Origin of the sequence: Scandinavium sp. M-37 (assembly GCF_043558715.1) — a bacterium.
GTDB lineage: Bacteria > Pseudomonadota > Gammaproteobacteria > Enterobacterales > Enterobacteriaceae > Scandinavium > Scandinavium vulneris_A.
Genome location: NZ_JBIGIN010000023.1, coordinates 20,443 through 43,989, shown reverse-complemented (window position 1 = coordinate 43,989; position 23,547 = coordinate 20,443). Strand labels below are relative to the sequence as shown.

The window sequence follows — 23,547 nt, the reverse complement described above, 5'->3', positions numbered from 1 at the left end:
AGTCGTTATGAGTCAGCAGGATGCCGCCAACGAGCAGGCCCGCACGCGCAATAACCTGCGCGTCGTTTCTATTTTTACCGCAGCGGCCATTGGCCTGGTGGGCGTGCTGGTCATTCTTTATGCCTGGCAACTCCCGCCCTTCACCCGCCACAGTCAGTTCACTGATAACGCCTACGTGCGCGGAATGACTACCTTTATCAGCCCGCAGGTCAACGGCTACATCACAGCGGTGAATGTGAAGGATTTTGACCAGGTGAAGCCCGGCGAGGTGCTTATCCAGATAGACGATCGCATTTACCGTCAGCGCGTACATCAGGCCGAGGCCCAGTTGGCGATGAAAGAAGCGGCGCTGAATAATAATTTGCAGCAGCGTAAAAGTGCCGAAGCGGTGATCGCCCGAAACGCGGCGGCGCTGGCGAACGCCAAAGCACAAAACCTGAAATCGCAGGCCGATTTGAAGCGGGTAAAAGAACTGACCTCTGACGGATCGCTATCGATTCGTGAGCGCGATGCGGCGCTGGCGAGCGCGGCGCAGGGCAATGCCGATATCGAACAGGCCAAAGCAACGCTTGAAATGTCCCGTCAGGATTTGCAAACCACCATCGTCAATCGCGCGTCGTTGGAAGCAGATGTCGCCAGCGCCAAAGCAGCACTGGAGCTGGCGCAGATTGACCTGCAAAACACCCGGGTTGTTGCCCCCCGTGACGGCCAGCTCGGGCAAATCAGCGTCCGGCTTGGGGCATACGTCACCGCCGGGACGCACCTGACGACGCTGGTGCCGCCACAGCACTGGGTGATTGCCAATATCAAAGAAACGCAGCTGGCCGAGTTAAAAGTCGGCCAGCCCGCGACCTTCACCGTGGATGCATTGAACAGCGAGAAATTTAACGGCACGGTGCAAAGTATTTCTCCGGCGACCGGGGTCGAATTCAGCGCCATTTCCCCGGATAACGCCACCGGGAACTTCGTCAAAATTGCCCAGCGTATTCCGGTACGCATTACCGTGAACGAGGGGCAGAAAAATGCCGAACGCCTGCGCCCAGGGATGTCGGTGCAGGTGACCATCGATACCCGCGAGGCGCAAAAATGAGGCGCTTATCGTCTGTCGCATTAGCCCTGCTGCTGGCTGGCTGCCAGTCGGCGGATGTGCAAAAAGCGGAGTCGCACCTCGACATCCCGACCCAGTGGCGACAAAACGTCGGCCCCGCCAGCCAGGCGGAAGGCGTGTGGTGGCGTAATTTTCATGACGGTCGGCTCAATCAGTATGTCGATCAATCCCTGCGCTATAACAGCGATGTGCTGATTGCCCGCGAACGGGTGAATGAGTATCAGGCCCGTGCCTATGCCAGCGAAGGCTCGTTGTTTCCCTCCCTGGACGTCGGGCTGAACGGCACTCGCGCCCGGGCGCAGTCGGCAGCCAGCGGTTTACCGGTCCACAGCACCCTGTATAAAGGCAGCCTGACGGCAAACTACGACGTCGATTTGTGGGGCGCAAACCGGTCGGCCTCGCGCGCGGCGGACGCCTCACTGGCGGCGCAACAAGCCGCAGCGGTGGCGGCGGAACTGACCGTGGCCTCTAACGTCGCCGCCGGGTATGTGACCCTGCTGTCGCTGGACGAACAGCTGCGCGTCACCCAGGACACGCTGACATCACGCGAAGAAGCGTACCGGCTGGCTAAACGACAATATGAAACGGGGTATACCTCACGCCTGGAACTGATGCAGGCCGATTCAGAACTGCGCGGCACCCGGGCGCAGATCCCGCAGTTACAGCATCAAATCGCCCAGCAGGAAAATGCGTTGAGTTTGCTGCTCGGGCAAAATCCGGCCAACGTGCCGCGCAATACCTTCGAGGCGCTTACGCCGCTAGCGGCGCCTTCACCGTTGCCCTCTTCGTTGTTAAATCGTCGGCCGGATGTTGTGCAGGCGCAACGGGAACTGATCGCCGCCGATGAAACGCTGGCCTCTTCCCAGGCACAGCTGCTGCCGTCGATAAGCCTGACCGCCAGCGGCAGCTATCAGGACGATGGTCTGGCCGGTTTACTGGATAATCCGCTCCGGCTGTGGAGCGTCGGCGGCAGTATTCTCGCCCCGCTGCTGAACCGCCAGGCGCTGAATGCGCAGGTAGATGTGTCGATGTCGCAGCGCAATCAGGCGTTGTACGGCTATGAAAAAACGGTGCGTAGCGCCTTCGGTGAAGTGAATGACAGTCTTGATGCCATTACCCGTTATGGCGAACAGCTGGAGGCGTTGCGGGGACAGGAACAGGTCGCAGAAGAGACCCTGCGCATCGCGCAAAACCGCTATCGCAACGGGTATTCGTCTTATCTTGACGTGCTAGACGCCCAGCGCACGCTATTCTCTACCCAACTGAGCGTGGTTCAGGTGAAAAATAACCTGTTGCTGGCGCAAATATCCCTTTACCGGTCGCTGGGAGGCGGCTGGTCTTCTCTGTCAGGCTGACGCTCGCAATGAGGTTCAGAGATGCAAAAATCATGGTCTGCTGTTGATAATTATCTGATTAACCAACTTCTTCCGAACGATCCGTTGTTGGAAAAAGTACTGGAAAATAACCTGCAGGCGGGCCTGCCCGCAATCGACGTGGCGGCAAATCAGGGCCAGCTTTTGGCCCTGTTTGTCCGCATGACGCGGGCGAAACGGGTGCTGGAGATTGGTACACTGGGCGCTTACAGCACCATCTGGATGGCGCGGGAACTGCCTGAAGACGGCAAGCTGACCACCCTCGAATTTGATGCGCATCACGCAGCAGTGGCCCGGCAGAATCTCCAGCTCGCGGGGCTGGAAAATAAGGTCGAGGTTATCGAAGGCCCGGCCCTGGATTCGCTGGCGACGCTCGATCCGTCGGAAACCTACGACCTGATTTTTATTGATGCCGATAAGCCGAATAACCCCTTTTATCTGCAATGGGCGCTGTTGTATTCCCACCCGGGTACGCTAATTGTGGGTGATAACGTGGTGCGTGAAGGTGAAGTCACGCGCCCGGAAAGTCAGGATAAAAGCGTTCAGGGTATGCGGCGATTTATTGAGATGATGGGCAACGATCCGCGCTTAACCTGTACGGCGCTGCAAACGGTCGGATTGAAAGGCTGGGATGGCTTTACTTTGGCGTGGGTGAATGGCTGACGCGTTCGGTGTTAATCCGATCACGGCTTCACCTCATCACTGTCTGAACCCACTCGCCACTACGTTATAGTGTCCATCGTTGTCACTCTGACCAGAGATTGAGGGATTAATCATGAAAATAATATCGACCGCTTTACTTGTCTTTTCGGTTTCGGCTTTTGCCGCTGACTACCCGGTACTCACCGACGCCAGTCCGGAGCAGGCAGGGTTTGATATGAATAAGCTTCACAGGCTGGATACGTGGGTTCAGAGCCAAATTGATGCCGGGTATCCCGGAATGAATATTCTGGTGATAAAAGATAATCATGTCGTTTTACAAAAAGCCTGGGGATACGCCAAAAAATATGATGGTTCTGTCCCCATGGCTACCCCACTTCGCGCGACAACCGATACGATGTATGACCTGGCGTCGAACACTAAAATGTATGCAACCAATTTTGCCCTACAAAAACTGGTGTCTGAGGGCAAAATTAACGTCAATGATTTAGTCTCAAAATATATTCCCGGATTCGGCGATACGCCAACAGACAAAATCAAAGGCAAAAGTACGCTACGGATCACTGATATTCTTCATCATGTCGCGGGCTTCCCCGCCGACCCGCAATACCCTAATAAAAACGTTGCCGGGGATTTATTCTCGCAAGATAAAAAAACCACCCTCGAGAAAATAAAACAGACGCCGCTGCAATATCCGCCCGGCACCCGACACATTTACAGTGACGTGGATTATATGATCCTCGGGTTCATCATTGAGGCGGTGACAGAAATGCCGCTTGATCAATACGTCGAAAATACCATTTATAAACCTCTTGGTTTGCAACACACCGTATTTAACCCGTTAAAAAAAGGCTTTACGCAACAGCAAATTGCCGCCACTGAACTCAACGGTAACACCCGCGACGGCGCTATCCATTTTCCCAACATTCGCACTACGACAATTTGGGGCGAGGTTCATGATGAAAAAGCCTGGTATGCCATGGGCGGAGTATCAGGGCACGCCGGATTATTTTCTGATACCCGCGATATGGCCGTACTGATGCAGGTGATGCTCAACGGCGGCGGCTACGGCAAGGTCAAGCTGTTCGATAAAAAAACGGTCGAGCAATTTACACGCGCATCGAAAGAAGACGCGACCTTTGGCCTGGGCTGGCGCGTAAATGGCAACGCCTCGATGACACCAACATTTGGCGTGTTAGCCGCGCCAGAAACCTATGGACACACCGGATGGACCGGTACACTGACGGCAATCGATCCCGTTAACCATATGGCAATCGTCATTTTGGGCAAAAGGCCGCATTCGCCTGTAGCCGACCCTAAATCTAATCCAAACGTCTTTGAGAGCGGGTTGTTGCCTGCAGCGACCTACGGCTGGATTGTTGATCAAATCTACGGGGCACTGAACAGCCAATAAAAGAATAAGGGAGCCATTCGGCTCCCTTAATTGTCCGCCAAAGCATTACCCGGTTATCTGCTCCATCGCCTGCAAAATACGCTTATCGGAAATCGGATACGGCGTACCTAACTGCTGTGCGAAGTAGCTGACCCGCAGCTCTTCAATCATCCAACGGATCTCCTGCACGTCATCATCGTCACGACGACCCGGCGGCAGCTTGTTCAGCCACTGCTGCCACGCCTGCTGCACGCTTTCGACCTTCAGCATCTGTACCCGATCGCGGTGCGGGTCGATAGCTAATTTTTCCAGTCGTTTCTCAATGGCGTTGAGGTAACGCAGCGTGTCGGCCAGACGCTTAAAGCCATTCCCGGTGACGAAACCGCGATACACCAGACCCGCCATCTGTGCTTTCACATCGGACAGCCCCAGCGCCATGGTCATATCCACGCGCCCTTTCAGCCGCTTATTGATATTGAACACCGCAGTCAGGATTTGCTCGACCTGTTTGGCTATCTCCACCACCGTATCGTTCAGCTCGGCGCGCACTTTTTCGTGCAGCTTCGCGAAGTTTTCTTCGGTCCATACCGGGCCGCCCGCTTCGTGGATAAGCTTGTCGATGCCACAGGAAATACAGTCGTCGATTAAATCGAGCACTTTGCCGTACGGGTTAAAGTACAGGCCCAGCTTGGCTTTATTCGGCAGCTTTTCATGCAGATACTTAATCGGCGACGGCGTGTTGAGCAGCAGCAACCGACGCAGACCGCGCCACATGGCCTGTTGCTGTTCCAGCGGATTATCAAACAGTTTGATTGCCACGCTGTCGCGCTCGTCCACCAGCGCAGGCCAGGCTTTCACCTTATAGTTGCCGCGCTTCTGTTCATAGCTTTCTGCCAGGGTGCCGAAACTCCAGAGATGTAAACCGCTCTGTTCGATACCGTCGTCGGCCACCGCCGACAGCGTTTCCTGAACTTTGCCTTTTAACGCGTCTTTCAGCGCCGTCAGGTCACGGCCTTCCTGGAGTTTCTTGTTCTTGTCATCAACCACACGGAAGGTCATTTTCAGGTGATCGGGCACCTGATCCCAGTGCCAGTCGTCACGGTCCATGGTCACACCACTCATCCGGCGTAATTCACGCTCCATTGCATCCAGCAGCGGCATCTCAAGCGGCGTCATGCGTCCCAGCAGCGCTTCGGCGTAGTTCGGGGCAGGCACAAAGTTACGCCGCACGGGTTTTGGCAACGACTTGATCAGCGCAATCAGTAGCTCGCGACGCAGACCCGGAATTTGCCATTCGAAACCGGCCTCTTCTACCTGATTGAGCAGCGGCAGTGGAATGTGTACCGTCACCCCGTCAGCATCCGCTCCCGGTTCGAACTGGTAACTCAGGCGCAGTTTGAAATTGCCCTGATGCCAGAAGTTCGGATAGTCGAGTTTGCTGACGCTTTCGGCCCCTTCCTTGATCAGCATACTTTTTTCAAAGTTGAGCAGATCCGGCGTGTCGCGGCTGGCTTTCTTCCACCAGTTATCGAAATGGCGGGCGGAAATCACCTCATGGCTGATGCGCTGGTCATAAAACTCAAACAGCGCATCGTCATCCACCAGAATGTCGCGGCGGCGCGTTTTGTGCTCAAGTTCTTCAATTTCAGTGCGCAACTTCAGGTTTTCGCGGAAAAAGGCGTGTCGCGTCTGCCAGTCACCTTCTACCAGCGCATGACGAATAAACAGCTCACGGCACAGCGCCGGGTCAATCTGGCTGTAATTCACCTTGCGGGCGGCGACAATCGGCAAACCGTACAGGGTCACCTTCTCGGTCGCCATCACCGCGCCCTGCGAACGTTCCCAGTGTGGCTCGCTGTAGGAGCGTTTAATCAGATGCTGGGCTACCGGCTCGACCCATTCAGGATCGATACGCGCCGCGATGCGGCCCCACAGACGGCTGGTTTCCACCAGTTCCGCTACCATCGTCCACTTCGGCGGCTTTTTGAATAAGCCAGAGCCCGGGAAGATTGAGAAACGGGCATTGCGCGCACCGGTAAATTCCTGCTTATCGGCGTCTTTCATCCCGATATGCGACAGCAGCCCGGTCAGCAAGGCGACGTGAATTTCGCGGTATTCCGCTGGTTCACTGTTCACCGGAATGCCCAGCTCTTTTACCACCTGACGCAGTTGGGTATAAATATCCTGCCACTCGCGTACGCGCAGATAGTTGAGGTAGTCGGTGCGGCACAGGCGACGGAACTGATTTGATGACAGCGCTTTTTGCTGCTCGCCAAGGTAATTCCACAGATTCACAAAGGCGAGGAAATCGGACTCTTTGTCGTGGAAACGGCGATGTTTCTCGTCAGATGCCTGCTGTTTGTCCATCGGACGTTCACGCGGATCCTGAATCGAGAGTGCCGAGGTGATAATCATCGCCTCACGCACGCAGCCGTGTTTCTGCGCTTCCAGCACCATACGCGCCAGACGTGGATCCACCGGCAGCTGCGAAAGCTGGCGACCCATCGGCGTCAGTTTATACACCGACTGCTGTTCATCAGTGGTGATGGCACCCAGCTCTTCGAGCAGACGCACTCCGTCCTGAATATTGCGTTTATCCGGCGCTTCCACGAACGGGAAGGCGCCAATATCGCCCAGCCCCAACGCGGTCATTTGCAGGATGACGGACGCCAGGTTAGTACGCAGAATTTCTGGATCGGTAAACTCCGGGCGTGACAGGAAATCGTCTTCCGAATAGAGACGAATACAGATCCCTTCCGACACACGTCCGCAGCGGCCTTTACGCTGATTGGCCGACGCCTGTGACACCGGCTCAATCGGTAAACGCTGCACTTTAGTGCGGTAGCTGTAGCGACTGATGCGCGCGGTGCCAGGATCAATAACGTATTTAATACCCGGCACCGTCAGCGAGGTTTCCGCCACATTGGTGGCCAATACGATGCGCCGCCCGCTGTGCGACTGGAATACGCGGTTTTGCTCGCTGTTCGATAAACGGGCGTACAACGGCAGAATTTCGGTATGACGCAGGTCGCGCTTGCTCAATGCATCGGCGGTATCGCGAATTTCGCGCTCACCGCTGAGGAAAATCAGAATATCGCCCGGGCTTTCCTGACCCAGCTCGTCGACCGCATCGAAAATTGCCTGCAGCTGATCGCGCTCGGTGTCATCGGCATCTTCCACAATCGGGCGATAGCGGACGTCAACCGGATAGGTTCGACCGGACACTTCGATAATCGGCGCGTTGTTGAAATGTTTTGAGAAACGTTCCGGATCGATGGTCGCAGAGGTGATGATGATTTTAAGATCCGGCCGCTTCGGCAGCAGTTCGCGGAAGTAACCGAGCAGAAAATCGATGTTCAGGCTGCGCTCGTGCGCTTCATCAATAATGATGGTGTCGTATTGCATCAGCAGGCGGTCCTGCTGGATTTCCGCCAGCAGAATACCGTCGGTCATCAGCTTAACCATGGTGTTATCGCTGACGTGATCGCTGAAACGCACCTTATACCCGATGCAGCCGCCCGGCTCCGTTTGCAGCTCTTCGGCAATACGGTTGGCGACGGTACGCGCCGCCAGACGACGCGGCTGGGTATGGCCTATCAGCCCCTTCACCCCGCGCCCCAGCTCCATACAGATTTTCGGCAGCTGCGTGGTTTTACCCGATCCGGTTTCCCCCGCCACAATCACCACCTGATGGTCGCGAATGGCATCGTAAATGTCCTGTTTCTTCTGGCTAACAGGCAGGTTTTCCGGGTAGGAAATGGCCGGACGTGCCGCCTCGCGCAGCAGGACTTTACCCGCTGCCTGGGCTATCTCTTTTGCCATCTCCTGCATAATGGCCTGTTGTGATTCAGGATTTTTAACCTTCTTCACGCCGTGCAAACGACGGGCAAAGCGCGTTTTGTCGCGCAGCATCAGGCCGTCGAGCTGCTGATGAAGCTGTGAGAAAGTCATTTTCTGTTGTTCTGTCATAGCGTTATCGGGCAGTGCACTGCCGGAAAAATGTCTCTGTTTTCATTAGTGTTAGAGTACCACATCGGGGCTTCGCTTTACTTCATCAATAAATTTGAACGAAGGCTTCGATATATTGCGCTATCCCTGCGACAGGATTGTGAATAAAGTGTCATCAAGCAACAGGGCACGGGCCCGTCAATCTCATATAAGGAAACACCCATGAGCAAAGTATTAGTTCTCAAATCCAGTATTCTGGCAGGGTACTCTCAGTCCGGTCAGTTGACCGACTATTTTGTTGAACAGTGGGCTGAAAAACACCCGGCAGATCAGATTACCGTTCGTGATCTGGCTGCACAGCCAATCCCGGTGCTGGATGGTGAACTGGTTGGCGCACTGCGTCCAAGCGATGCTCCGCTGACCCCACGTCAGCAGGAAGCGCTGGCCCTGTCCGACGAACTGATCGCTGAGCTGCAGGCCCACGACGTCATCGTGATCGCCGCGCCGATGTATAACTTCAACATCCCAACGCAGCTGAAAAACTATTTTGACCTGGTAGCCCGTGCTGGCGTGACCTTCCGTTACACCGAAAATGGCCCTGAAGGCCTGGTTACCGGTAAACGTGCGGTTGTCGTTTCCAGCCGTGGCGGTATCCATAAAGATACCCCAACCGACCTGCTGGCCCCGTACATGAAGCTGTTCCTGGGCTTCATCGGCATCACCGACGTGAACTTCGTGTTCGCTGAAGGCGTAGCTTACGGCCCAGAAGTGGCTGCCAAAGCGCAGTCCGACGCCAAAGCTGCAATCAACAGCCTGGTTGCTGCCTAAGTATTTTATCCTCTCACCGCCCGGTGAGAGGATTCTCCAGACCACATTTCATCACCTCAGTTCTTATCATTCCTATAGCAGCCGCTTCACGCAGATGCTCTATACAAACTTTACTTGCGATAAAAGATAACGTTTTACGAGCGTGCTCGGGGAAACAACATATCGGGCTTTGACAGTGAAGAGAAGTACATACAATGGCGGCGGGTGCTTGAGGCTTTCTGGCTCAGGCATTGGACAGGTCGTTCGTGCAGGAGCTGGAAAGTTGGAGCCCCAGGAGATATTTCTATCAACCTGGGGGACTAACATCCCAAACCTAGCACGTTGGATGTTAGTCCCTTCTTAGCACGGAGGCAATAACATGCTGACAAAGTATGCCCTGGTGGCAATCGTGGTGCTGTGTTTCACAGTGCTGGGGTTCACGCTGATGGTTCGCGAAACGTTATGTGAGCTGAGCATCAAAGAGCGCGGTATGGAAATCAGAGCGGTTCTCGCTTACGAATCGAGGAAGTGACTGACAAACGCGGGGAGTCATCCCCGCGTCTGACTGTAGGGCACGGATGCCGATAGCACCCGTCTTAGCCCTCTCTCATACCAGAGAGGGCTAACCTGAACTATTTCGCCGATTTTGGCCGCAGATTTTCATCAAATTCCAGTCGTTGCCGCCCTTCTTCCACTTCTCGTAGCGGTTCAACCTGATGCATCGTTAGTTTGCAGCGCTCAACCAGCACCTGATACTCCCGCGTACCCCGTTTTTTCCATTCCCTTTCTTCGGGACTTAACGCGCGGATCGCTTTGGCCGGGCTACCAATAATCAAATAGTCTGCGGGCATTTCCGCTTTCGCTTTCACAAAGGCCGCCGCGCCGACAATGCTGTTTTCGCCAATCACCGCCCCATCCATGATGACGGCGTTCATCCCAACCAGCGCATTACGGCGGATAACACAGCCGTGTAAAATGGCGCTGTGCCCAATGTGACCGTCTTCTTCTACCACCGTGTCCTGCTCCGGGAAGCCATGCATCACGCAGTTGTCCTGAATATTGGCCCCGTCTTTAATGACGATCCGGCCAAAATCGCCACGCAGGCTGGCGTTAGGCCCGACGTACACACCTTTGCCGAGAATAACATCGCCAATCAGGACCGCCGTCGGATGAACATAGCTCTCTTCCGGCACCACTGGCGTTAAGCCATCAATCTGATAAATCGGCATATACAGGCTCCTTATTGTAGTTTCAGACCACCGAAACGCTGATAAAATGGAGACGCAGGCTGTGGTAGCGGGCCGACTGACGTTTCGCCCTTTTCACTGACCCACGCCAACGCGCCTGCGGCAACGCGCTGATAGATATTAATGCACAGCTGGCGTGCAGCCTGTCCAGCCCAGTGCGCGGGCAATAATTCTTCCGGCAATAGCGGGTCTTTAAGGATAACCCGCCGATAAAGATGAATGGCCAGCAGTTGGACAGCAAAACAACGCTCAGGCGTTAACTCCTCCGGCGAGGCGTCTCTCAGCAGCGGTAGCAGCGGTCTGAAGGTATTAATGAAGTTTTCATACATCTGGTTTTGTTCGGTGAGCTGCCAGCACTCTTCCACCCGGGCGCGCAGGGCGCTGACCGACGTGGCTAACGGCGAACGGGCCTCAAAACAGATAACGTTCTCTGCCACCCCCGCTTCATGCAGCAGCGCCTGCACATCGGCCAGTTTTTGTGAGGGAGAGGCCATCAGGCTCGGCGCTAAGGTGCCGAACCCCTGCCAGATAAGCTGTTTTTTTACATCGGTGAGGGTGTTTTTATCCAGCCCTTCGGACAGTAACAGCAGCCAGGTGCCGTCCCAGGCCGGCGGCTCAGCACGATAAATTTTGCTTTCCGCACGCCGCGTCAGACGCAACCCTTTATCACTCAGGCGGTAAAAGCTGCGTCGCCCGATACGCGACACGTCCAGCCAACCCTCTTTGTTGAGTCGGAAAAGTGACGTCCGCACGAAGCGGTCGCCGAAGCCAAGCCCTTCCAGCAATGCGGTCAGGCTGCCCAGCCAAATTTCGCCGCCACGATGCGAAAGAGCATCCCCATACAGAGAGGAGATTAAAGAGGTTCCGCTGACCGGCACGGCGGCTACCGCCTGCTGGATAAAGGCATCAAGTTTGCTCATCTGATTCATTCTGCTGTTATTTTTGTGCAAACTGAATCATAGCATAGATTGTTTTACCCTCACCCCGACCCTCTCCCAAAGGGAGAGGGAGAAAGAGGACACCGGATGATCTCTATCCCAAAGGAAGGGAGAAAGGCGACGGCGGATGATCCCCTCTCCTTTTGGGAGAGGGTTAGGGTGAGGGGTAAGGCTTCAGCCATTCGCCACCAGCTTACGCAGGTCGAAAACCCGGCAGGCTTTACCCTCGGAGCGCGGAATGCTGCCGCAGTTGACGATGGTCACGTCGGTAGAAATCCCAACCATCGATTTGATGCGATGCCGGAGCTGGTGGCAAACCTGGCAGCGCTGTTCATGGCTCAGCGTCAGACTGCTCTCTTTCAACTCGACCTTAATCGACAGCGAATCAAGATGCCCGCGACGGTTCACTTCCAGCTGATAGTGCGGCGACAGATGCTCGAACTTGACGATTTCTTCTTCCAGCTGCGACGGGAAGACGTTCACGCCGCGAATGATCAGCATGTCGTCGCTGCGTCCGCTGATGCGATCCATTCGCCGCATGGTGCGGGCAGTGCCTGGCAGAAGGCGGGTTAAATCGCGGGTGCGATAGCGGATTACCGGCAAGGCTTCTTTGGTGAGCGTTGTGAACAGCAGTTCACCTTGCTGACCATCGTCGAGCGGCGTGCCGTCATTCGGATTCACGATTTCAGGGTAGAAGTGATCTTCCCAGATGGTCGGCCCATCGGCGGTTTCCAGACACTCCATCGCCACTCCCGGGCCCATCACTTCAGACAGACCATAGATATCCAGCGCGGTAATGCCCAGACGTCGTTCAATTTCTTTGCGCATCGCCAGGGTCCACGGCTCGGCACCAAATACGCCGACGCGCAGACTACAGCCGCTGGCATCCCCGCCCATCTGGCGTTCCATCTCTTCAATCAGATTCAGGCAGTACGAGGGCGTGACCATGATCATGTCAGGTTTGAAATCACGGATCAGCTGCGCCTGCTTTTCGGTTTGACCGCCGGACATCGGAATAACCGTGGCCCCCAAACGCTCAGCGCCGTAGTGTGCTCCCAGCCCGCCGGTGAACAGGCCGTAACCATAGGCCACGTGAATTTTATCTTTCGCGCTGCCGCCAGCGGCACGCAGCGAACGGGCGACGAGATTGGCCCAGTTATCAATATCGTTTTGCGTGTAGCCCACCACCGTTGGTTTTCCGGTGGTGCCAGAGGAGGCATGAATGCGCACCACCTGCTCCATCGGCACCGCGAAGGTGTCGAACGGATAGTTATCGCGCAGATCCTGTTTGGTGGTGCACGGGAACTTGCGGATATCGTTCAGCTCTTTGAAATCGTCAGGGTGAACCCCTGCCGCATCAAATTTGCGGCGGTACATCGGCACATTGTTATAAGCATGATTCAGCGTCCACTTCAGGCGTTCGGTCTGTAAAGCCTGCAGTTCGTCAACGGATGCGGTTTCAATCGGATCAAGTTTTGTTGTTGTCATTGTAGGGTACTCGCAGGTTAATCAGCTCACACGCGCGCCAGGATCATGGCGATGCCCTGACCCACACCGATACACATCGTGCACAGGGCGTAACGTCCCCCGCGACGGTGCAGTTCATTGCTGGCGGCCAGCGCCAGTCGGGCACCACTCATGCCCAACGGATGGCCTAAGGCGATGGCCCCGCCGTTGGGGTTAACATGTAGGGCATCATCCGGGAGCCCCAACTGTCTCAGGACACCGAGCGCCTGGGCGGCAAACGCCTCATTCAGCTCGATGACGTCCATATCGTTGATACAGAGACCCGCACGCTCTAATACTTTTCGCACGGCGGGCACCGGGCCAAGCCCCATCAGACGCGGTTCCACGCCTGCGGTCGCCATCGCCACAATCCGGGCGCGCGGCGTTAAGCCCTGTTGCGCAGCCATCTCAGCGCTGGCGATAAACAGTGCGGCGGCCCCATCGTTGACGCCCGACGCGTTTCCGGCAGTGATCACCCCGTTAGCGCGAAACGGTGCTTTCAGGGCCGCGAGCTGTTCGGGCGTGGTGTCGGCGCGCGGATGCTCATCCTGCGTCACTTCGGTCACCGTGCCCTTTTTGCCTTTTACACGCACTGGCACGATTTCCTGCGCCAGAATGCCGTTCTGCTGGGCTATCGCGGTACGCTGCTGGCTACGCCAGGCGAAGGCATCCTGATCGGTACGGCTTATTTTTAACAATTCAGCTACATTCTCCGCCGTTTCCGGCATGCTGTCAGTCCCAAAATGCTGCTGCATGAGCGGGTTCACAAAACGCCAGCCGAGAGTCGTGTCAAACATCTCTGCCTGACGCTGGAACGGGGTGGTGGCCTTGCCCATCACAAACGGCGCACGCGACATCGATTCCACCCCCCCGGCGATCAGCAAATCGGCATCACCCGCCTTGATGGCCCGCGCCGCAAAGCCAATCGCGTCCAGCCCGGAACCGCATAAACGGTTGATGGTGGTCCCGGACACCGTCTGCGGTAACCCTGCCAGCAGCGACGCCATGTGCGCCACGTTGCGGTTGTCTTCCCCGGCCTGGTTGGCACAGCCGAAAATCACGTCGTCGATGCGTTCGGCATCAAGCTGCGGATGCCGTTCCAGCAGCGCGCGCAGCGGCACCGCGCCCAGGTCATCGGCGGGAACGCCGGACAATCCACCGCCGTAGCGGCCGATCGGGGTCCGTACACCGTCACAGATAAATGCGTCACGCATCAGGCTTCTCCTGTCACACTGCCGCCGATGCGGTGGGATTTCCCACGAAACAGGGCAACGGTTTTTTGTTGTTGGTTAACGATTTCAATGTCATACACCCCGGTCAGTTTGCCCTGATGCTTCACGCGCGCGGTGGCGGTGAGTTTGTCCCCCGCAAAGCCCGGACGCAGAAAGTCGATGTTGCAGGCCGAGGCCACCGCCGCCAGCCCCTGGCTGTTGCAGGCGTAAGCAAAGGCGGTATCCGCCAGCGAGAACAACTGTCCGCCGTGGCAGGTTTGATGCCCGTTGAGCATCTGCGGTGTGACGGTCATGGTCAGCACCGCAACGCCTTCATCCATCTCGATAATGTCGATCCCCAGCGTCTGGGCGCAGGTGTCGCGCTGGTACATCACCCGGGCGTTATGCCAGGCGGCGTTATGACTCATAGCTACTCTCCAGAAGCGCACGTTGGCGCAGCAGGGAACACGGGCGATAACGTTCTTCGCCATAGTGACGTTGCAGGTTTTCCAGCAGAACCAGCACGCGCTGCCAGCCAAGCTGTTCGCCCCACGCTAACGGCCCGCGCGGGTAATTCACTCCCAGGCGCATGGCGGTGTTGATATCCTCTTCGCTGGCAACGCCTTTTTGCAGCGCGTCCAGGGCTTCATTGACTAACATTGCCACGGTGCGCCAGACCAATAGCCCAGGGTAATCGGCGACCAGCAGCACCTGTTTGCCCTGCTGTTGCAGCCAGTAAATGGCTTTTTCCGTGGCTTCCAGACGGTTGCTGGCCGCGGCGGCAATCACCACCACCGCCCCTTCGCTTCTGTCCATCACCACCACCGGACGCTGTAGCCGTGTGGCGGCGGCCTGGGCGGTTTCACCGTTAGTTTCGAGCAATAACACCTCGTCAATCGTGACAACGTCACGTTTTTTTTCAACCTTTGCGGCCTGGCGATGCGCGGGCACCGCCGGGTAAAACGCCACCTCGGCCGCCCCTTCAGGCCAGGCATACACGCCCTGCCCGGATTTCTTGCCGAAACGCCCGGCCAGCACCAGCTCCTGCTGCACCAGCGACGGCAGGAAACGGCGTTCCTGCCAGAAGGCGTTGAAGACTGAACAGGTCACGGCGAAGTTAACGTCCTGACCGATCAGGTCAGTCAGCGCCAGCGGCCCCATCGGAAAACCGCCCGCTTCACGCAGTGCGGTATCAATCGCTTCCGGGGCAGCCACCTGCTCCTCCAGCGCGCGCCAGGCTTCGGCATAGAACGGCCGCGCCACGCGATTGACGATGAAGCCCGGCGTCGACTGGCAATGGACCGGCTGTTTGCCCCAGGCCAGCACGCACTGGCTAAGCTGGGTGACCACTTCGTCGGAGGTCGCCACCCCGCTGACCACTTCAACCAGTTTCATCACCGGGGCGGGATTGAAAAAATGCAGCCCGGCCACACGCTCAGGATGCTTCACCCCTGCGGCAATCGCGGTGATGGAAATCGACGATGTGTTGCTGGTCAGCAGGGTTTGTGGCGGGCAGATCTCCGCCAGCTGGCTGAACAGCGCTTTTTTGATCTCCAGATTTTCGGCGGCGGCTTCAATCACCAGATCGGCCGCGGCCAGCGCGGCGAGGTCGGTCACCGGCACTATTCGCGCCAGCCCCTGCTCGCAGGCTTGTGTACTGAGTTTGCCGCGTGCCACGCGGGCTTCAAGACGCTGACGTAGCGCATCCAGGGCGCGGGTCATCGCCTCGGCAGAAATATCGTGCAACAGCACCTGCTGCCCGGCCATCGCCGCCACTTCGGCAATGCCAGCCCCCATGGTGCCGCTGCCGATCACCGCCACAGTTCGAATCGGTTGGCTCATGATTATTTCCCGCTGAACTGGGGTGGACGTTTAGAGAGGAAGGCGCTGACGCCCTCCCGGTAGTCGGCGCTGCGCCCGGCCATGCGCTGATAATCACGCTCAAGGTCAAGCTGCGCATCCAGGCTGTTGCTCTCCGCGGCGTTAATCGCCTGCTTGATAAGCCCCAGCCCGAATGTCGGCTGGGAAGCCAGATGGCGCGCCAGCGTGCCTGCGGTATCGCTCAACTGGGCGTCGTCGACCACCTGCCAAATCATGCCCCACTCTTCGGCCTGTTCAGCACTCAGTTTGTCGCCAAGCATCGCCAGCGCCATTGCCCGGGCCCGGCCTGCCACCCGCGGTAAAAACCAGGTGCCGCCACAGTCAGGGATCAGTCCCAGCTTACTGAAAGCCATCATGAAATTGGCCGAACGCGCGGCAATCACAATGTCGCAGCCCAGTGCCAGCGTGGCGCCTGCGCCTGCCGCCACGCCGTTGACCGCACAGATTACCGGTTTTGGCAGTTTCGCCAGACGGCGTACCAGCGGGTTCCAGAAGGTGTCGACCGAATAACCGAGATCCGGCGGTGGACCGCTGGGGTCAACGTTGCGGTCATTTAAATCTTGTCCGGCGCAGAACCCACGCCCGGCACCGGTGAGCATCAGGCAGCGGACGGTGTCATCGCGCTCTGCCTGGGTCAGACATTCGGCCAGTTGCTTATGCATCACATCGTTAAAACTGTTCAGCCGGTCCGGGCGGTTCAACGTCAGGGTCATCACCCCGTGCTCCACGTGGCTGAGAATGAAGGCTTCCATCGTTAGCGTCCTTTAAATTCGGGTTGGCGTTTGTCGAGAAACGCGTTGATGCCTTCGCGGCGATCGTCAGTGGCGCTGAGCAGCGAGAATAGCTGGCGCTCCTGCGCCAGTCCGGCACTGAGCGCGACCTCCTGCGACTGGCGCAGGGCCTGTTTCGCCGCCTGTAACGCCAGCGGAGAGTGCTTCGCCATCGTCGCTGCCAGGCCGAGAGCGTACTCGATGGTCAGCCCGACAGGATGCACCTCGCTGACCAGCCCAGCCTGCTGCGCACGCTGGGCGTTAATGCTTTTCCCACTGAGTACCATTTGCGTCGCCAGTGATTTCCCCACGCAGCGGATCAGACGCTGGGTGCCGCCCGCGCCGGGCATAATGCCGAGGGTGATTTCCGGCAGGCCAAATGCGGCGTTATCACCCGCGACCACCACGTCACACAGCAACGCGAGTTCGCAGCCTGCGCCGAGCGCATAGCCATTGACGGCGGCGATCAGCGGTTTGCTAAAGGCATCGATTCGCGCCCAGATGCGGGGGCGAATGTCGTTCAGCGTGGCGGCTAAATCCTTCTGGGCCATCTCCTGTAAATCGGCCCCGGCGGCAAACACCCGCTCGGTTCCGGCAATGACGACCGCGCCCACCCCGCTGTCCTGCTGCGCGGCATCCAGCGCATCGGCTATCTGCGTCAATAGCGCATTGTTTAAGGCGTTACGCGCCTGCGGACGATTGAGCGTCAGCTGCAGGACCCGATCGTGACGGTTAATCAGCAATTCGCTCATGCCATCCCCTTCGCATCAAAATCGACTATCACGTCGGCGGTAAGCGGCAGTGACTGGCAGCTCAGGACATAGCCTGCCGCCAGTTCGTCCGGCTCCAGGCTGTAGTTGGTCGCCATCGACACTTCCCCGCGCAGCACTTTGCATTTGCAGGTGGCACACACCCCACCTTTACAGGCATACGGCAGATCCGCCCCCTGACGCAGCGCCGCGTCGAGAATGCTTTCATCGTCTGCCGAGAGCGTAATCGCCCGGTCACGCCCATCCTGGCGCAGGGTGACCGTTTGCCCGTCGGCCTGCACGCTGGAGGCGTGGCGCACGGTACTGCCCGGGGTGTTAAAGCGCTCCAGATGAATCGCGCTTTTGTCCATTCCCAGCGACAGCAGTGCGGTTTCGGCTTCGTCCATCATCGCCGCCGGACCGCAGATAAAGGCTTCGTCGAACTGGCTGAAATTGAGCAGCGAACGTGACAGCGCCTGCAGTTTCTCCCCGTCGATCCGCCCGTGCAGCAGCGTGCTGTCCAGCGTTTCCTGACTGAAAATGTTCAGCAGCTGTAGGCGCGTCGGATACGTATCTTTCAGGTCAGCCAGCAGCTGGCGGAACATCATGCTCTGACTGCTGCGGTTGCCGTAAATCACGGTAAATTCGCTGTCCGGCTCGGCCTGCAACGTGCTTTCGACAATCGCCAACATCGGGGTGATGCCGGAGCCTGCGGCGATCGCCAGATAGTGTCCGCACCTTTCAGGCTGCGGCTGATAGCCGAAAGTGCCCTGCGGCACCATTACTTCCAGAGTCATGCCCGCTTTGATTTCGTCGCGGGCATATCGCGAGAAACGGCCACCGGCGATGGCTTTGACCGCCACGCTAATTTCCCCGGGCACCGCCCGACGACAGATGGAGTAACAGCGACGGAGTTCTTCTCCCGCCAGTTTCGCTTTTAGGGTCAGATGCTGACCGGGACGAAAGGCATAGGCGGTGTGTAGCGTCTGCGGCACGGCGAACGTTATGGTCACCGCATCGCGGGTTTCGGGTTCGACTTTTGCCACCGTGAGCGAATGAAACGTGGTCATGGCAACCTCAGATACATTTAAAGTAATCAAAGGGTTCCCGGCAGCTGTTGCAGCGGTACAGTGCTTTGCAGGCCGTGGAACCAAATTCACTGATCATCGTGGTGTGGGTGCTGGCGCAACGTGGACAGGCCACATCGGTCGGCATTCCCGCATGGCAGGCGTGGGCCTGTGGCGGGCTGATGCCATACTGTCGCAACCGTTCGCGGGCGTCCGGTGTCATCCAGTCGGTGGTCCACGGCGGGTCGAGTTGCAGGACGATATGCACCGGGGTAAAGCCCTGCGCGGTCATCGCCGTGCGGATCTCACCCAGCAGATGTTCCGTCGCCGGGCAGCCGGAATAGGTCGGTGTGAAACCCACCACCCAGCCGTCAGCCTGCGGGGTGACGCTGCGTACCATTCCCAAATCGGTGATGGTTAATACCGGCACTTCCGGGTCCGGGATCTGACTTAACAGGGCCCAAATCTGATGCACTTCAGCGGGAGCGATACTGGCCAGACGTTGCATAGCGACCTCCGTTACCACTGCTGACCGGGATAGGCGCGCTGCAAATACTGCATTTCTGCCAGCATCGGCCCCAGATGTTCGGTGTGCAGCCCCTGTTTCCCGCCGGTACGGTACGGCTGTTCCTGCGGAATATTCAGTTCGGCGGCAGTCAGTACCGTGGAAATCTCTGCCAGCCACTCGGCTTTCAGCTCACGCGGATCAACGGCGATGCCCTGCGCAATCAGTTCGATATCCAGGGTGTCAGCCTCGAACAGCTCGGCGGTAAAGCGCCACAGATTGTCGACTGCCGCCTGCATCCGCGCGGCGGATAACGGCGTGCCACCGCCCAAACGCTCAACCCAACCGCGGCTGAAACGCAGGTGATAACGGGCTTCTTTAATTGCTTTGGCGGCAATGGCCGCGATCTGCGCGTCTTGGCTGTTCATCAGACGACTGAACAGCGCCACGTGCCAGGCGTCGATAAACACCTGCCGCGCCAGGGTGTCGGCAAAATTACCGTTCGGCTGTTCGACCAGCAGCACATTGCGGAACTGGCGTTCATCGCGCCCGAAGGCCAGGGTGTCTTCATCGCCCTGACCCTGAATTTCAGCGGCATAGCTCAGGAAATTGCGTGCCTGGCCCATCAAGTCGAGGCCGATGTTGGCCAGCGCCAGATCGATTTCCAGCTCCGGCGCATGGCCGCACCAGGCGGAAAGCCGCTGTGCCAGCACCAGGCAGTTATCGCCAAGGCGCAGGGCATAGGTCGCCACAGAAGAGTGATTATTCATGGCAACCTCACATGTGCTCGATGCCGTCTGGCAAGGTGTAAAACGTGGGATGGCGGTAGATTTTGCTGTCCGCCGGGTCGAAAAACTCACCGCGTTCTTCCGGCTGCGAGGCCACGATCTCGCTGGCTTTCACCACCCAGATTGAACAGCCTTCGCTGCGGCGGGTGTAGGCATCGCGGGCGTTTTCCAGCGCCATGCGCTCATCGGCGGCGTGCAGGCTGCCGACGTGACGATGTGATAACCCCTGTTTGCTGCGAACGAACACTTCATATAACGGCCAGTAGACATTACTCATCGTTGTTCTCCTTATGCCACCTGACGGGCCTGTTGTTTTTCGGCATGCGCCAGCGCGGCTTCCCGCACCCAAGCGCCCTCTTCCCAGGCTTTACGCTTGGCGGCCAGACGTTCGTGGTTACAGATCCCGCGCCCGTTTATCACTTCGTTAAATTCGTGCCAGTCAATTTCGCCGAAACGGTACTGCCCGGTGGTTTCGTCGAGCGTCAGGTCAGGATCGGGCACGGTCATGCCGAGCATTTCCACCTGCGGGACGGTGTTGTCCACGAAGCGCTGACGCAGTTCATCGTTACCAAAGCGTTTGATTTTCCACGCCAGGCTCTGCGCGCTGTTCGGTGAGCTGTCGTCGTTCGGGCCGAACATCATCAGCGCGGGCCACCAGAAACGATCGATCGCATCCTGGAGCATTTCGCGCTGCGCGTGGCTGCCATTCGCCAGCGCCATACAGGCTTCAAACCCCTGGCGCTGATGGAAACTCTCTTCCTTACAGATTTTCACCATTGCCCGGGCATACGGCCCGTAAGAGGTACGGCACAGCGCCACCTGGTTGACGATGGCGGCCCCGTCGACCAGCCAGCCGATCACCCCGATATCCGCCCAGTTCAGCGTCGGATAGTTAAAGATGGAGGAATACTTCATGCGTCCGTCGAGCATCTTCTGGTAGATGTCTTCCCGGGCGCAGCCGAGGGTTTCAGCGGCGCTGTAGAGATACAGCCCGTGCCCCGCTTCGTCCTGCACTTTCGCCAGCAGGATCGCCTTACGGCGCAGCGTCGGCGCGCGGGTTATCCAATTGCCTTCGGGCAACATGCCGACAATCTCCGAGTGAGCGTGCTGCCCAATCTGGCGGATCAGGGTTTTGCGATACGCCTCGGGCATCCAGTCCTGCGGCTCGATGGCCGTCTCTTCGGCGATGCGCGCGTCAAAGCGTTGTTCTTCAGTCACATGGTCACCTTTATGATTCCATTTTGATTCACAATTAGCATTTATGTGAATCATGTTGTTTATGAGAAGTTACATAATGGTTAAGCAAAACCCCAAGAATGGTTTGTGTATTCTGTGATATCTGTCGCAGGATAAATCAATAAATCCAAATCAAACAAATACTTAATGTTTTCACATCTTCCATTGGAGATCTCATTGTTAATAAATTATTAAATTCGGCATTGATTTTTATGATTCATCATCAAACTATATATAGCTAAATGACGTAACATTTATGGAGAGACACCATGCAGCAGTTATCCAGTTTCTTATCCGGCAGCTGGCAGTTTGGCCGGGGCCGGGCGCGAACTATCCATCATGCGATTAGCGGGGAAGCGCTTTGGGAAGTCACCAGTGAGGGGCTGGATCTGGCTGAGGCCCGCCGCTACGCGATGGCACGCGGCGGTGAAGCGCTGGGCAAAATGACCTTTGTGGAACGTGCCGCGATGCTGAAAGCGGTGGCGAAACACTTACTGGAACAGAAAGAGACGTTCTATGCTCTTTCCGCCCAAACCGGGGCCACCCGCGCCGATAGCTGGGTCGATATCGAAGGCGGGATTGGCACCCTGTTCACCTACGCGGGCCTTGGCGCGCGCGAACTGCCTGACGATGTGCTGTGGCCGGAAGATGAGCTGATCCCACTGTCAAAAAACGGTGGATTCGCCGCCCGCCACGTGCTGACGGCCAAATCCGGCGTCGCGGTACACATTAATGCGTTCAACTTCCCCTGCTGGGGGATGCTCGAAAAACTGGCGCCCACCTGGCTGGCCGGAATGCCTGCGATCGTTAAACCGGCTACCGCCAGCGCTCAGGTGACGCAGGCGATGGTCAAAGCCATTGTCGACAGCGGCCTGGTGCCTGACGGCGCGATAAGCCTTCTCTGCGGCGGTGCGGGCGATCTGCTCGACCAGCTCGATTTCCAGGATGTGGTGACCTTTACCGGATCGGCCCAAACCGGGCAATCGCTGCGAGTTCATCCCAACATCGTTAAAAACTCGATTCCGTTTACCATGGAAGCGGACTCCTTGAACTGCTGCGTGCTGGGCGACGATGTCAGCCCCGAGCAACCGGAGTTCGCGCTGTTTATCCGCGAAGTGGTGCGCGAGATGACCGCCAAAGCCGGGCAAAAATGTACGGCTATCCGCCGGATTATCGTGCCGCAGGTGCAAATCCAGGCGGTGAGCGAGGCGCTGATTGCCCGTTTACAGGGGGTAAAAGTCGGCGATCCGGCGGTGGAAGGCGTGAAAATGGGCGCCCTGGTCAATGCTGAACAGCGCGCCGATGTGCAGGAAAAAGTGAACGCGCTGGTCGCCGCGGGCTGCGAAGTGCGTCTCGGCGGCAAAGCCGATTTGCAGGCCGCCGGGGCCTTCTTCCCGCCGACGCTGCTGTTCTGCCCGCAGCCAGACGAAAGCCCTGCGGTACATGCCATTGAAGCCTTCGGTCCGGTAGCGACCCTGATGCCGTATCAGAGTCGTGAGCACGCCATGCGCCTGGCCCGCGCCGGTCAGGGGAGCCTGGCGGGAACGCTGGTCACCGCCGACCCGAGCCTCGCCCGTGAATTTATTCTGGGTGCCGCCCGGGCACACGGTCGTATTCAAATTCTCAACGAAGAGTCGTCGAAAGAGTCGACCGGGCACGGTTCGCCGCTGCCGCAACTGCTTCACGGCGGCCCAGGCCGGGCGGGCGGTGGCGAAGAGCTGGGCGGCCTGCGGGCGGTAAAACATTACCTGCAGCGCACGGCCATTCAGGGCAGCCCGACGATGCTCGCCAGCGTGAGCAAACAGTGGGTTCGCGGCGCACAGGTGCAGGAAGACCGGGTGCATCCATTCCGCAAATATTTTGAAGAACTCCAGCCGGGCGACAGCCTGTTAACCCCGCGCCGAACGATGACCGAAGCGGATATCGTCAATTTTGCCTGCCTGAGCGGCGATCATTTCTACGCCCATATGGATAAAATTGGCGCGGCAGAGTCGATGTTTGGCGAACGGGTGGTTCACGGTTATTTCGTGATTTCTGCTGCGGCGGGCCTGTTTGTCGACGCGGGCGTTGGCCCGGTGATCGCCAACTACGGCATGGAGAACCTGCGCTTTATCGAACCGGTGAAACCGGGCGATACGATTCAGGTGCGCCTGACCGTGAAGCGTAAAACCCTTAAGCGCCAGAAGACCGCCGAGGATAAACCGACCGGCGTGGTGGAATGGGCGGTTGAGGTGTTTAACCAGCATCAACAGCCGGTGGCGCTGTACTCCATTCTGACGCTGGTCGCGCGCCAGCACGGCGATTTTTAACCTTCCCCGCAGCCCGGCGGCGTGTCGCTTGCCGGGCCTGCAACCTCATTT

21 protein-coding genes are annotated in these 23,547 nt (G+C 57.7%); 7 read left to right on the top strand and 14 right to left on the bottom strand.

Going from position 1 to position 23,547, the window contains the following annotated elements:
- Positions 1-7: 7 nt before the first annotated feature.
- The 4 genes from ACG0Z5_RS16460 to pbp4b all read left to right on the top strand — a co-directional run bounded on the left by ACG0Z5_RS16460 (position 8) and on the right by pbp4b (position 4,555).
- A complete protein-coding gene (locus ACG0Z5_RS16460; RefSeq protein WP_394449323.1) occupies positions 8-1,090 on the top strand; it encodes an HlyD family secretion protein in 1,083 nt (360 codons plus the stop codon).
- Positions 1,087-2,463: an efflux transporter outer membrane subunit gene (locus ACG0Z5_RS16455; RefSeq protein WP_394449320.1), complete on the top strand. Its 1,377-nt coding sequence runs from the start codon at positions 1,087-1,089 to the stop codon at positions 2,461-2,463. The genes ACG0Z5_RS16460 and ACG0Z5_RS16455 overlap by 4 nt, the downstream gene beginning before the upstream one ends.
- A 21-nt stretch (positions 2,464-2,484) precedes the next feature.
- Positions 2,485-3,144: an O-methyltransferase gene (locus ACG0Z5_RS16450; protein WP_394449317.1), complete on the top strand. Its 660-nt coding sequence runs from the start codon at positions 2,485-2,487 to the stop codon at positions 3,142-3,144.
- 112 nt (positions 3,145-3,256) lie between these two features.
- The gene (gene pbp4b / locus ACG0Z5_RS16445; RefSeq protein WP_394449314.1) at positions 3,257-4,555 is read left to right on the top strand and encodes a penicillin binding protein PBP4B; all 1,299 of its coding nucleotides are present in this window, start codon (positions 3,257-3,259) and stop codon (positions 4,553-4,555) included.
- Between the two features lie 45 nt (positions 4,556-4,600).
- Here pbp4b and hrpA read toward each other — a convergent pair whose 3' ends face one another.
- Positions 4,601-8,503 carry an ATP-dependent RNA helicase HrpA gene (gene hrpA, locus ACG0Z5_RS16440; RefSeq protein ID WP_394449311.1) on the bottom strand — a complete coding sequence of 1,301 codons (3,903 nt, stop codon included), beginning with the start codon at positions 8,501-8,503 and terminating at the stop codon, positions 4,601-4,603.
- 201 nt (positions 8,504-8,704) lie between these two features.
- Between hrpA and azoR the strand changes: the two genes are divergently transcribed.
- Together azoR and ACG0Z5_RS16430 are read left to right on the top strand one after the other, a co-directional pair.
- Positions 8,705-9,310 carry an FMN-dependent NADH-azoreductase gene (azoR, locus tag ACG0Z5_RS16435; RefSeq protein WP_394449308.1) on the top strand — a complete coding sequence of 202 codons (606 nt, stop codon included), beginning with the start codon at positions 8,705-8,707 and terminating at the stop codon, positions 9,308-9,310.
- Between the two features lie 358 nt (positions 9,311-9,668).
- A complete protein-coding gene (locus ACG0Z5_RS16430) occupies positions 9,669-9,821 on the top strand; it encodes a Hok/Gef family protein (RefSeq protein ID WP_319630207.1) in 153 nt (50 codons plus the stop codon).
- A gap of 100 nt (positions 9,822-9,921) precedes the next feature.
- On the opposite strand, the gene paaY is transcribed toward ACG0Z5_RS16430, so the two are convergent.
- The 13 genes from paaY to paaA form a co-directional block, all read right to left on the bottom strand.
- On the bottom strand, positions 9,922-10,518 hold the full coding sequence (paaY, locus tag ACG0Z5_RS16425) for a phenylacetic acid degradation protein PaaY (protein WP_394449305.1): 597 nt from the start codon (positions 10,516-10,518) through the stop codon (positions 9,922-9,924).
- An 11-nt stretch (positions 10,519-10,529) separates the two neighbouring features.
- A complete protein-coding gene (paaX, locus tag ACG0Z5_RS16420) occupies positions 10,530-11,465 on the bottom strand; it encodes a phenylacetic acid degradation operon negative regulatory protein PaaX (protein WP_394449302.1) in 936 nt (311 codons plus the stop codon).
- A 183-nt stretch (positions 11,466-11,648) separates the two neighbouring features.
- On the bottom strand, positions 11,649-12,962 hold the full coding sequence (paaK, locus tag ACG0Z5_RS16415; protein WP_394449299.1) for a phenylacetate--CoA ligase PaaK: 1,314 nt from the start codon (positions 12,960-12,962) through the stop codon (positions 11,649-11,651).
- A gap of 26 nt (positions 12,963-12,988) precedes the next feature.
- Positions 12,989-14,194 (bottom strand): 3-oxoadipyl-CoA thiolase, encoded by a 1,206-nt coding sequence (gene pcaF, locus ACG0Z5_RS16410; RefSeq protein WP_394449296.1) that lies wholly within the window; start codon positions 14,192-14,194, stop codon positions 12,989-12,991.
- Positions 14,194-14,619 (bottom strand): hydroxyphenylacetyl-CoA thioesterase PaaI, encoded by a 426-nt coding sequence (gene paaI, locus ACG0Z5_RS16405; RefSeq protein ID WP_394449293.1) that lies wholly within the window; start codon positions 14,617-14,619, stop codon positions 14,194-14,196. Before paaI ends, pcaF begins: the two co-directional genes overlap by 1 nt.
- Positions 14,609-16,033, bottom strand: a complete 1,425-nt coding sequence (locus tag ACG0Z5_RS16400) for a 3-hydroxyacyl-CoA dehydrogenase (protein WP_394449290.1) — start codon at positions 16,031-16,033, stop codon at positions 14,609-14,611. The genes paaI and ACG0Z5_RS16400 overlap by 11 nt, the downstream gene beginning before the upstream one ends.
- Before the next feature lie 2 nt (positions 16,034-16,035).
- Positions 16,036-16,824 carry a 2-(1,2-epoxy-1,2-dihydrophenyl)acetyl-CoA isomerase PaaG gene (gene paaG / locus ACG0Z5_RS16395; RefSeq protein WP_394449287.1) on the bottom strand — a complete coding sequence of 263 codons (789 nt, stop codon included), beginning with the start codon at positions 16,822-16,824 and terminating at the stop codon, positions 16,036-16,038.
- Between the two features lie 2 nt (positions 16,825-16,826).
- Positions 16,827-17,594, bottom strand: a complete 768-nt coding sequence (gene paaF, locus ACG0Z5_RS16390; RefSeq protein WP_394449284.1) for a 2,3-dehydroadipyl-CoA hydratase PaaF — start codon at positions 17,592-17,594, stop codon at positions 16,827-16,829.
- Entirely contained in the window at positions 17,591-18,661 is a 1,071-nt protein-coding gene (paaE, locus tag ACG0Z5_RS16385; protein ID WP_394449281.1) for a 1,2-phenylacetyl-CoA epoxidase subunit PaaE, read from the bottom strand. The genes paaF and paaE overlap by 4 nt, the downstream gene beginning before the upstream one ends.
- A 7-nt stretch (positions 18,662-18,668) precedes the next feature.
- A complete protein-coding gene (paaD, locus tag ACG0Z5_RS16380) occupies positions 18,669-19,166 on the bottom strand; it encodes a 1,2-phenylacetyl-CoA epoxidase subunit PaaD (RefSeq protein WP_394449277.1) in 498 nt (165 codons plus the stop codon).
- 11 nt (positions 19,167-19,177) lie between these two features.
- Complete coding sequence (gene paaC, locus ACG0Z5_RS16375; protein WP_394449275.1) at positions 19,178-19,933, bottom strand: 1,2-phenylacetyl-CoA epoxidase subunit PaaC; 756 nt, start codon at positions 19,931-19,933, stop codon at positions 19,178-19,180.
- 7 nt (positions 19,934-19,940) lie between these two features.
- Positions 19,941-20,228, bottom strand: coding sequence for a 1,2-phenylacetyl-CoA epoxidase subunit PaaB (gene paaB, locus ACG0Z5_RS16370; protein ID WP_394449273.1), 288 nt, complete (start codon positions 20,226-20,228; stop codon positions 19,941-19,943).
- Between the two features lie 11 nt (positions 20,229-20,239).
- Positions 20,240-21,169, bottom strand: a complete 930-nt coding sequence (gene paaA / locus ACG0Z5_RS16365; protein ID WP_394449271.1) for a 1,2-phenylacetyl-CoA epoxidase subunit PaaA — start codon at positions 21,167-21,169, stop codon at positions 20,240-20,242.
- A 287-nt stretch (positions 21,170-21,456) separates the two neighbouring features.
- Here paaA and paaZ point away from each other — a divergent pair, with 287 nt between their 5' ends.
- Positions 21,457-23,496 (top strand): phenylacetic acid degradation bifunctional protein PaaZ, encoded by a 2,040-nt coding sequence (paaZ, locus tag ACG0Z5_RS16360; protein ID WP_394449269.1) that lies wholly within the window; start codon positions 21,457-21,459, stop codon positions 23,494-23,496.
- The last annotated feature ends 51 nt before the right edge of the window (positions 23,497-23,547 follow it).

Coding starts and splice junctions, on each gene's coding strand:
- ACG0Z5_RS16460 (WP_394449323.1), top strand. CDS start 8: ATGAGTCAGCAGGATGCCGCCAACGAGCAGGCCCGCACGCGCAATAAC.
- ACG0Z5_RS16455 (WP_394449320.1), top strand. CDS start 1,087: ATGAGGCGCTTATCGTCTGTCGCATTAGCCCTGCTGCTGGCTGGCTGC.
- ACG0Z5_RS16450 (WP_394449317.1), top strand. CDS start 2,485: ATGCAAAAATCATGGTCTGCTGTTGATAATTATCTGATTAACCAACTT.
- pbp4b (WP_394449314.1), top strand. CDS start 3,257: ATGAAAATAATATCGACCGCTTTACTTGTCTTTTCGGTTTCGGCTTTT.
- hrpA (WP_394449311.1), bottom strand. CDS start 8,503: ATGACAGAACAACAGAAAATGACTTTCTCACAGCTTCATCAGCAGCTC.
- azoR (WP_394449308.1), top strand. CDS start 8,705: ATGAGCAAAGTATTAGTTCTCAAATCCAGTATTCTGGCAGGGTACTCT.
- ACG0Z5_RS16430 (WP_319630207.1), top strand. CDS start 9,669: ATGCTGACAAAGTATGCCCTGGTGGCAATCGTGGTGCTGTGTTTCACA.
- paaY (WP_394449305.1), bottom strand. CDS start 10,518: ATGCCGATTTATCAGATTGATGGCTTAACGCCAGTGGTGCCGGAAGAG.
- paaX (WP_394449302.1), bottom strand. CDS start 11,465: ATGAATCAGATGAGCAAACTTGATGCCTTTATCCAGCAGGCGGTAGCC.
- paaK (WP_394449299.1), bottom strand. CDS start 12,962: ATGACAACAACAAAACTTGATCCGATTGAAACCGCATCCGTTGACGAA.
- pcaF (WP_394449296.1), bottom strand. CDS start 14,194: ATGCGTGACGCATTTATCTGTGACGGTGTACGGACCCCGATCGGCCGC.
- paaI (WP_394449293.1), bottom strand. CDS start 14,619: ATGAGTCATAACGCCGCCTGGCATAACGCCCGGGTGATGTACCAGCGC.
- ACG0Z5_RS16400 (WP_394449290.1), bottom strand. CDS start 16,033: ATGAGCCAACCGATTCGAACTGTGGCGGTGATCGGCAGCGGCACCATG.
- paaG (WP_394449287.1), bottom strand. CDS start 16,824: ATGGAAGCCTTCATTCTCAGCCACGTGGAGCACGGGGTGATGACCCTG.
- paaF (WP_394449284.1), bottom strand. CDS start 17,594: ATGAGCGAATTGCTGATTAACCGTCACGATCGGGTCCTGCAGCTGACG.
- paaE (WP_394449281.1), bottom strand. CDS start 18,661: ATGACCACGTTTCATTCGCTCACGGTGGCAAAAGTCGAACCCGAAACC.
- paaD (WP_394449277.1), bottom strand. CDS start 19,166: ATGCAACGTCTGGCCAGTATCGCTCCCGCTGAAGTGCATCAGATTTGG.
- paaC (WP_394449275.1), bottom strand. CDS start 19,933: ATGAATAATCACTCTTCTGTGGCGACCTATGCCCTGCGCCTTGGCGAT.
- paaB (WP_394449273.1), bottom strand. CDS start 20,228: ATGAGTAATGTCTACTGGCCGTTATATGAAGTGTTCGTTCGCAGCAAA.
- paaZ (WP_394449269.1), top strand. CDS start 21,457: ATGCAGCAGTTATCCAGTTTCTTATCCGGCAGCTGGCAGTTTGGCCGG.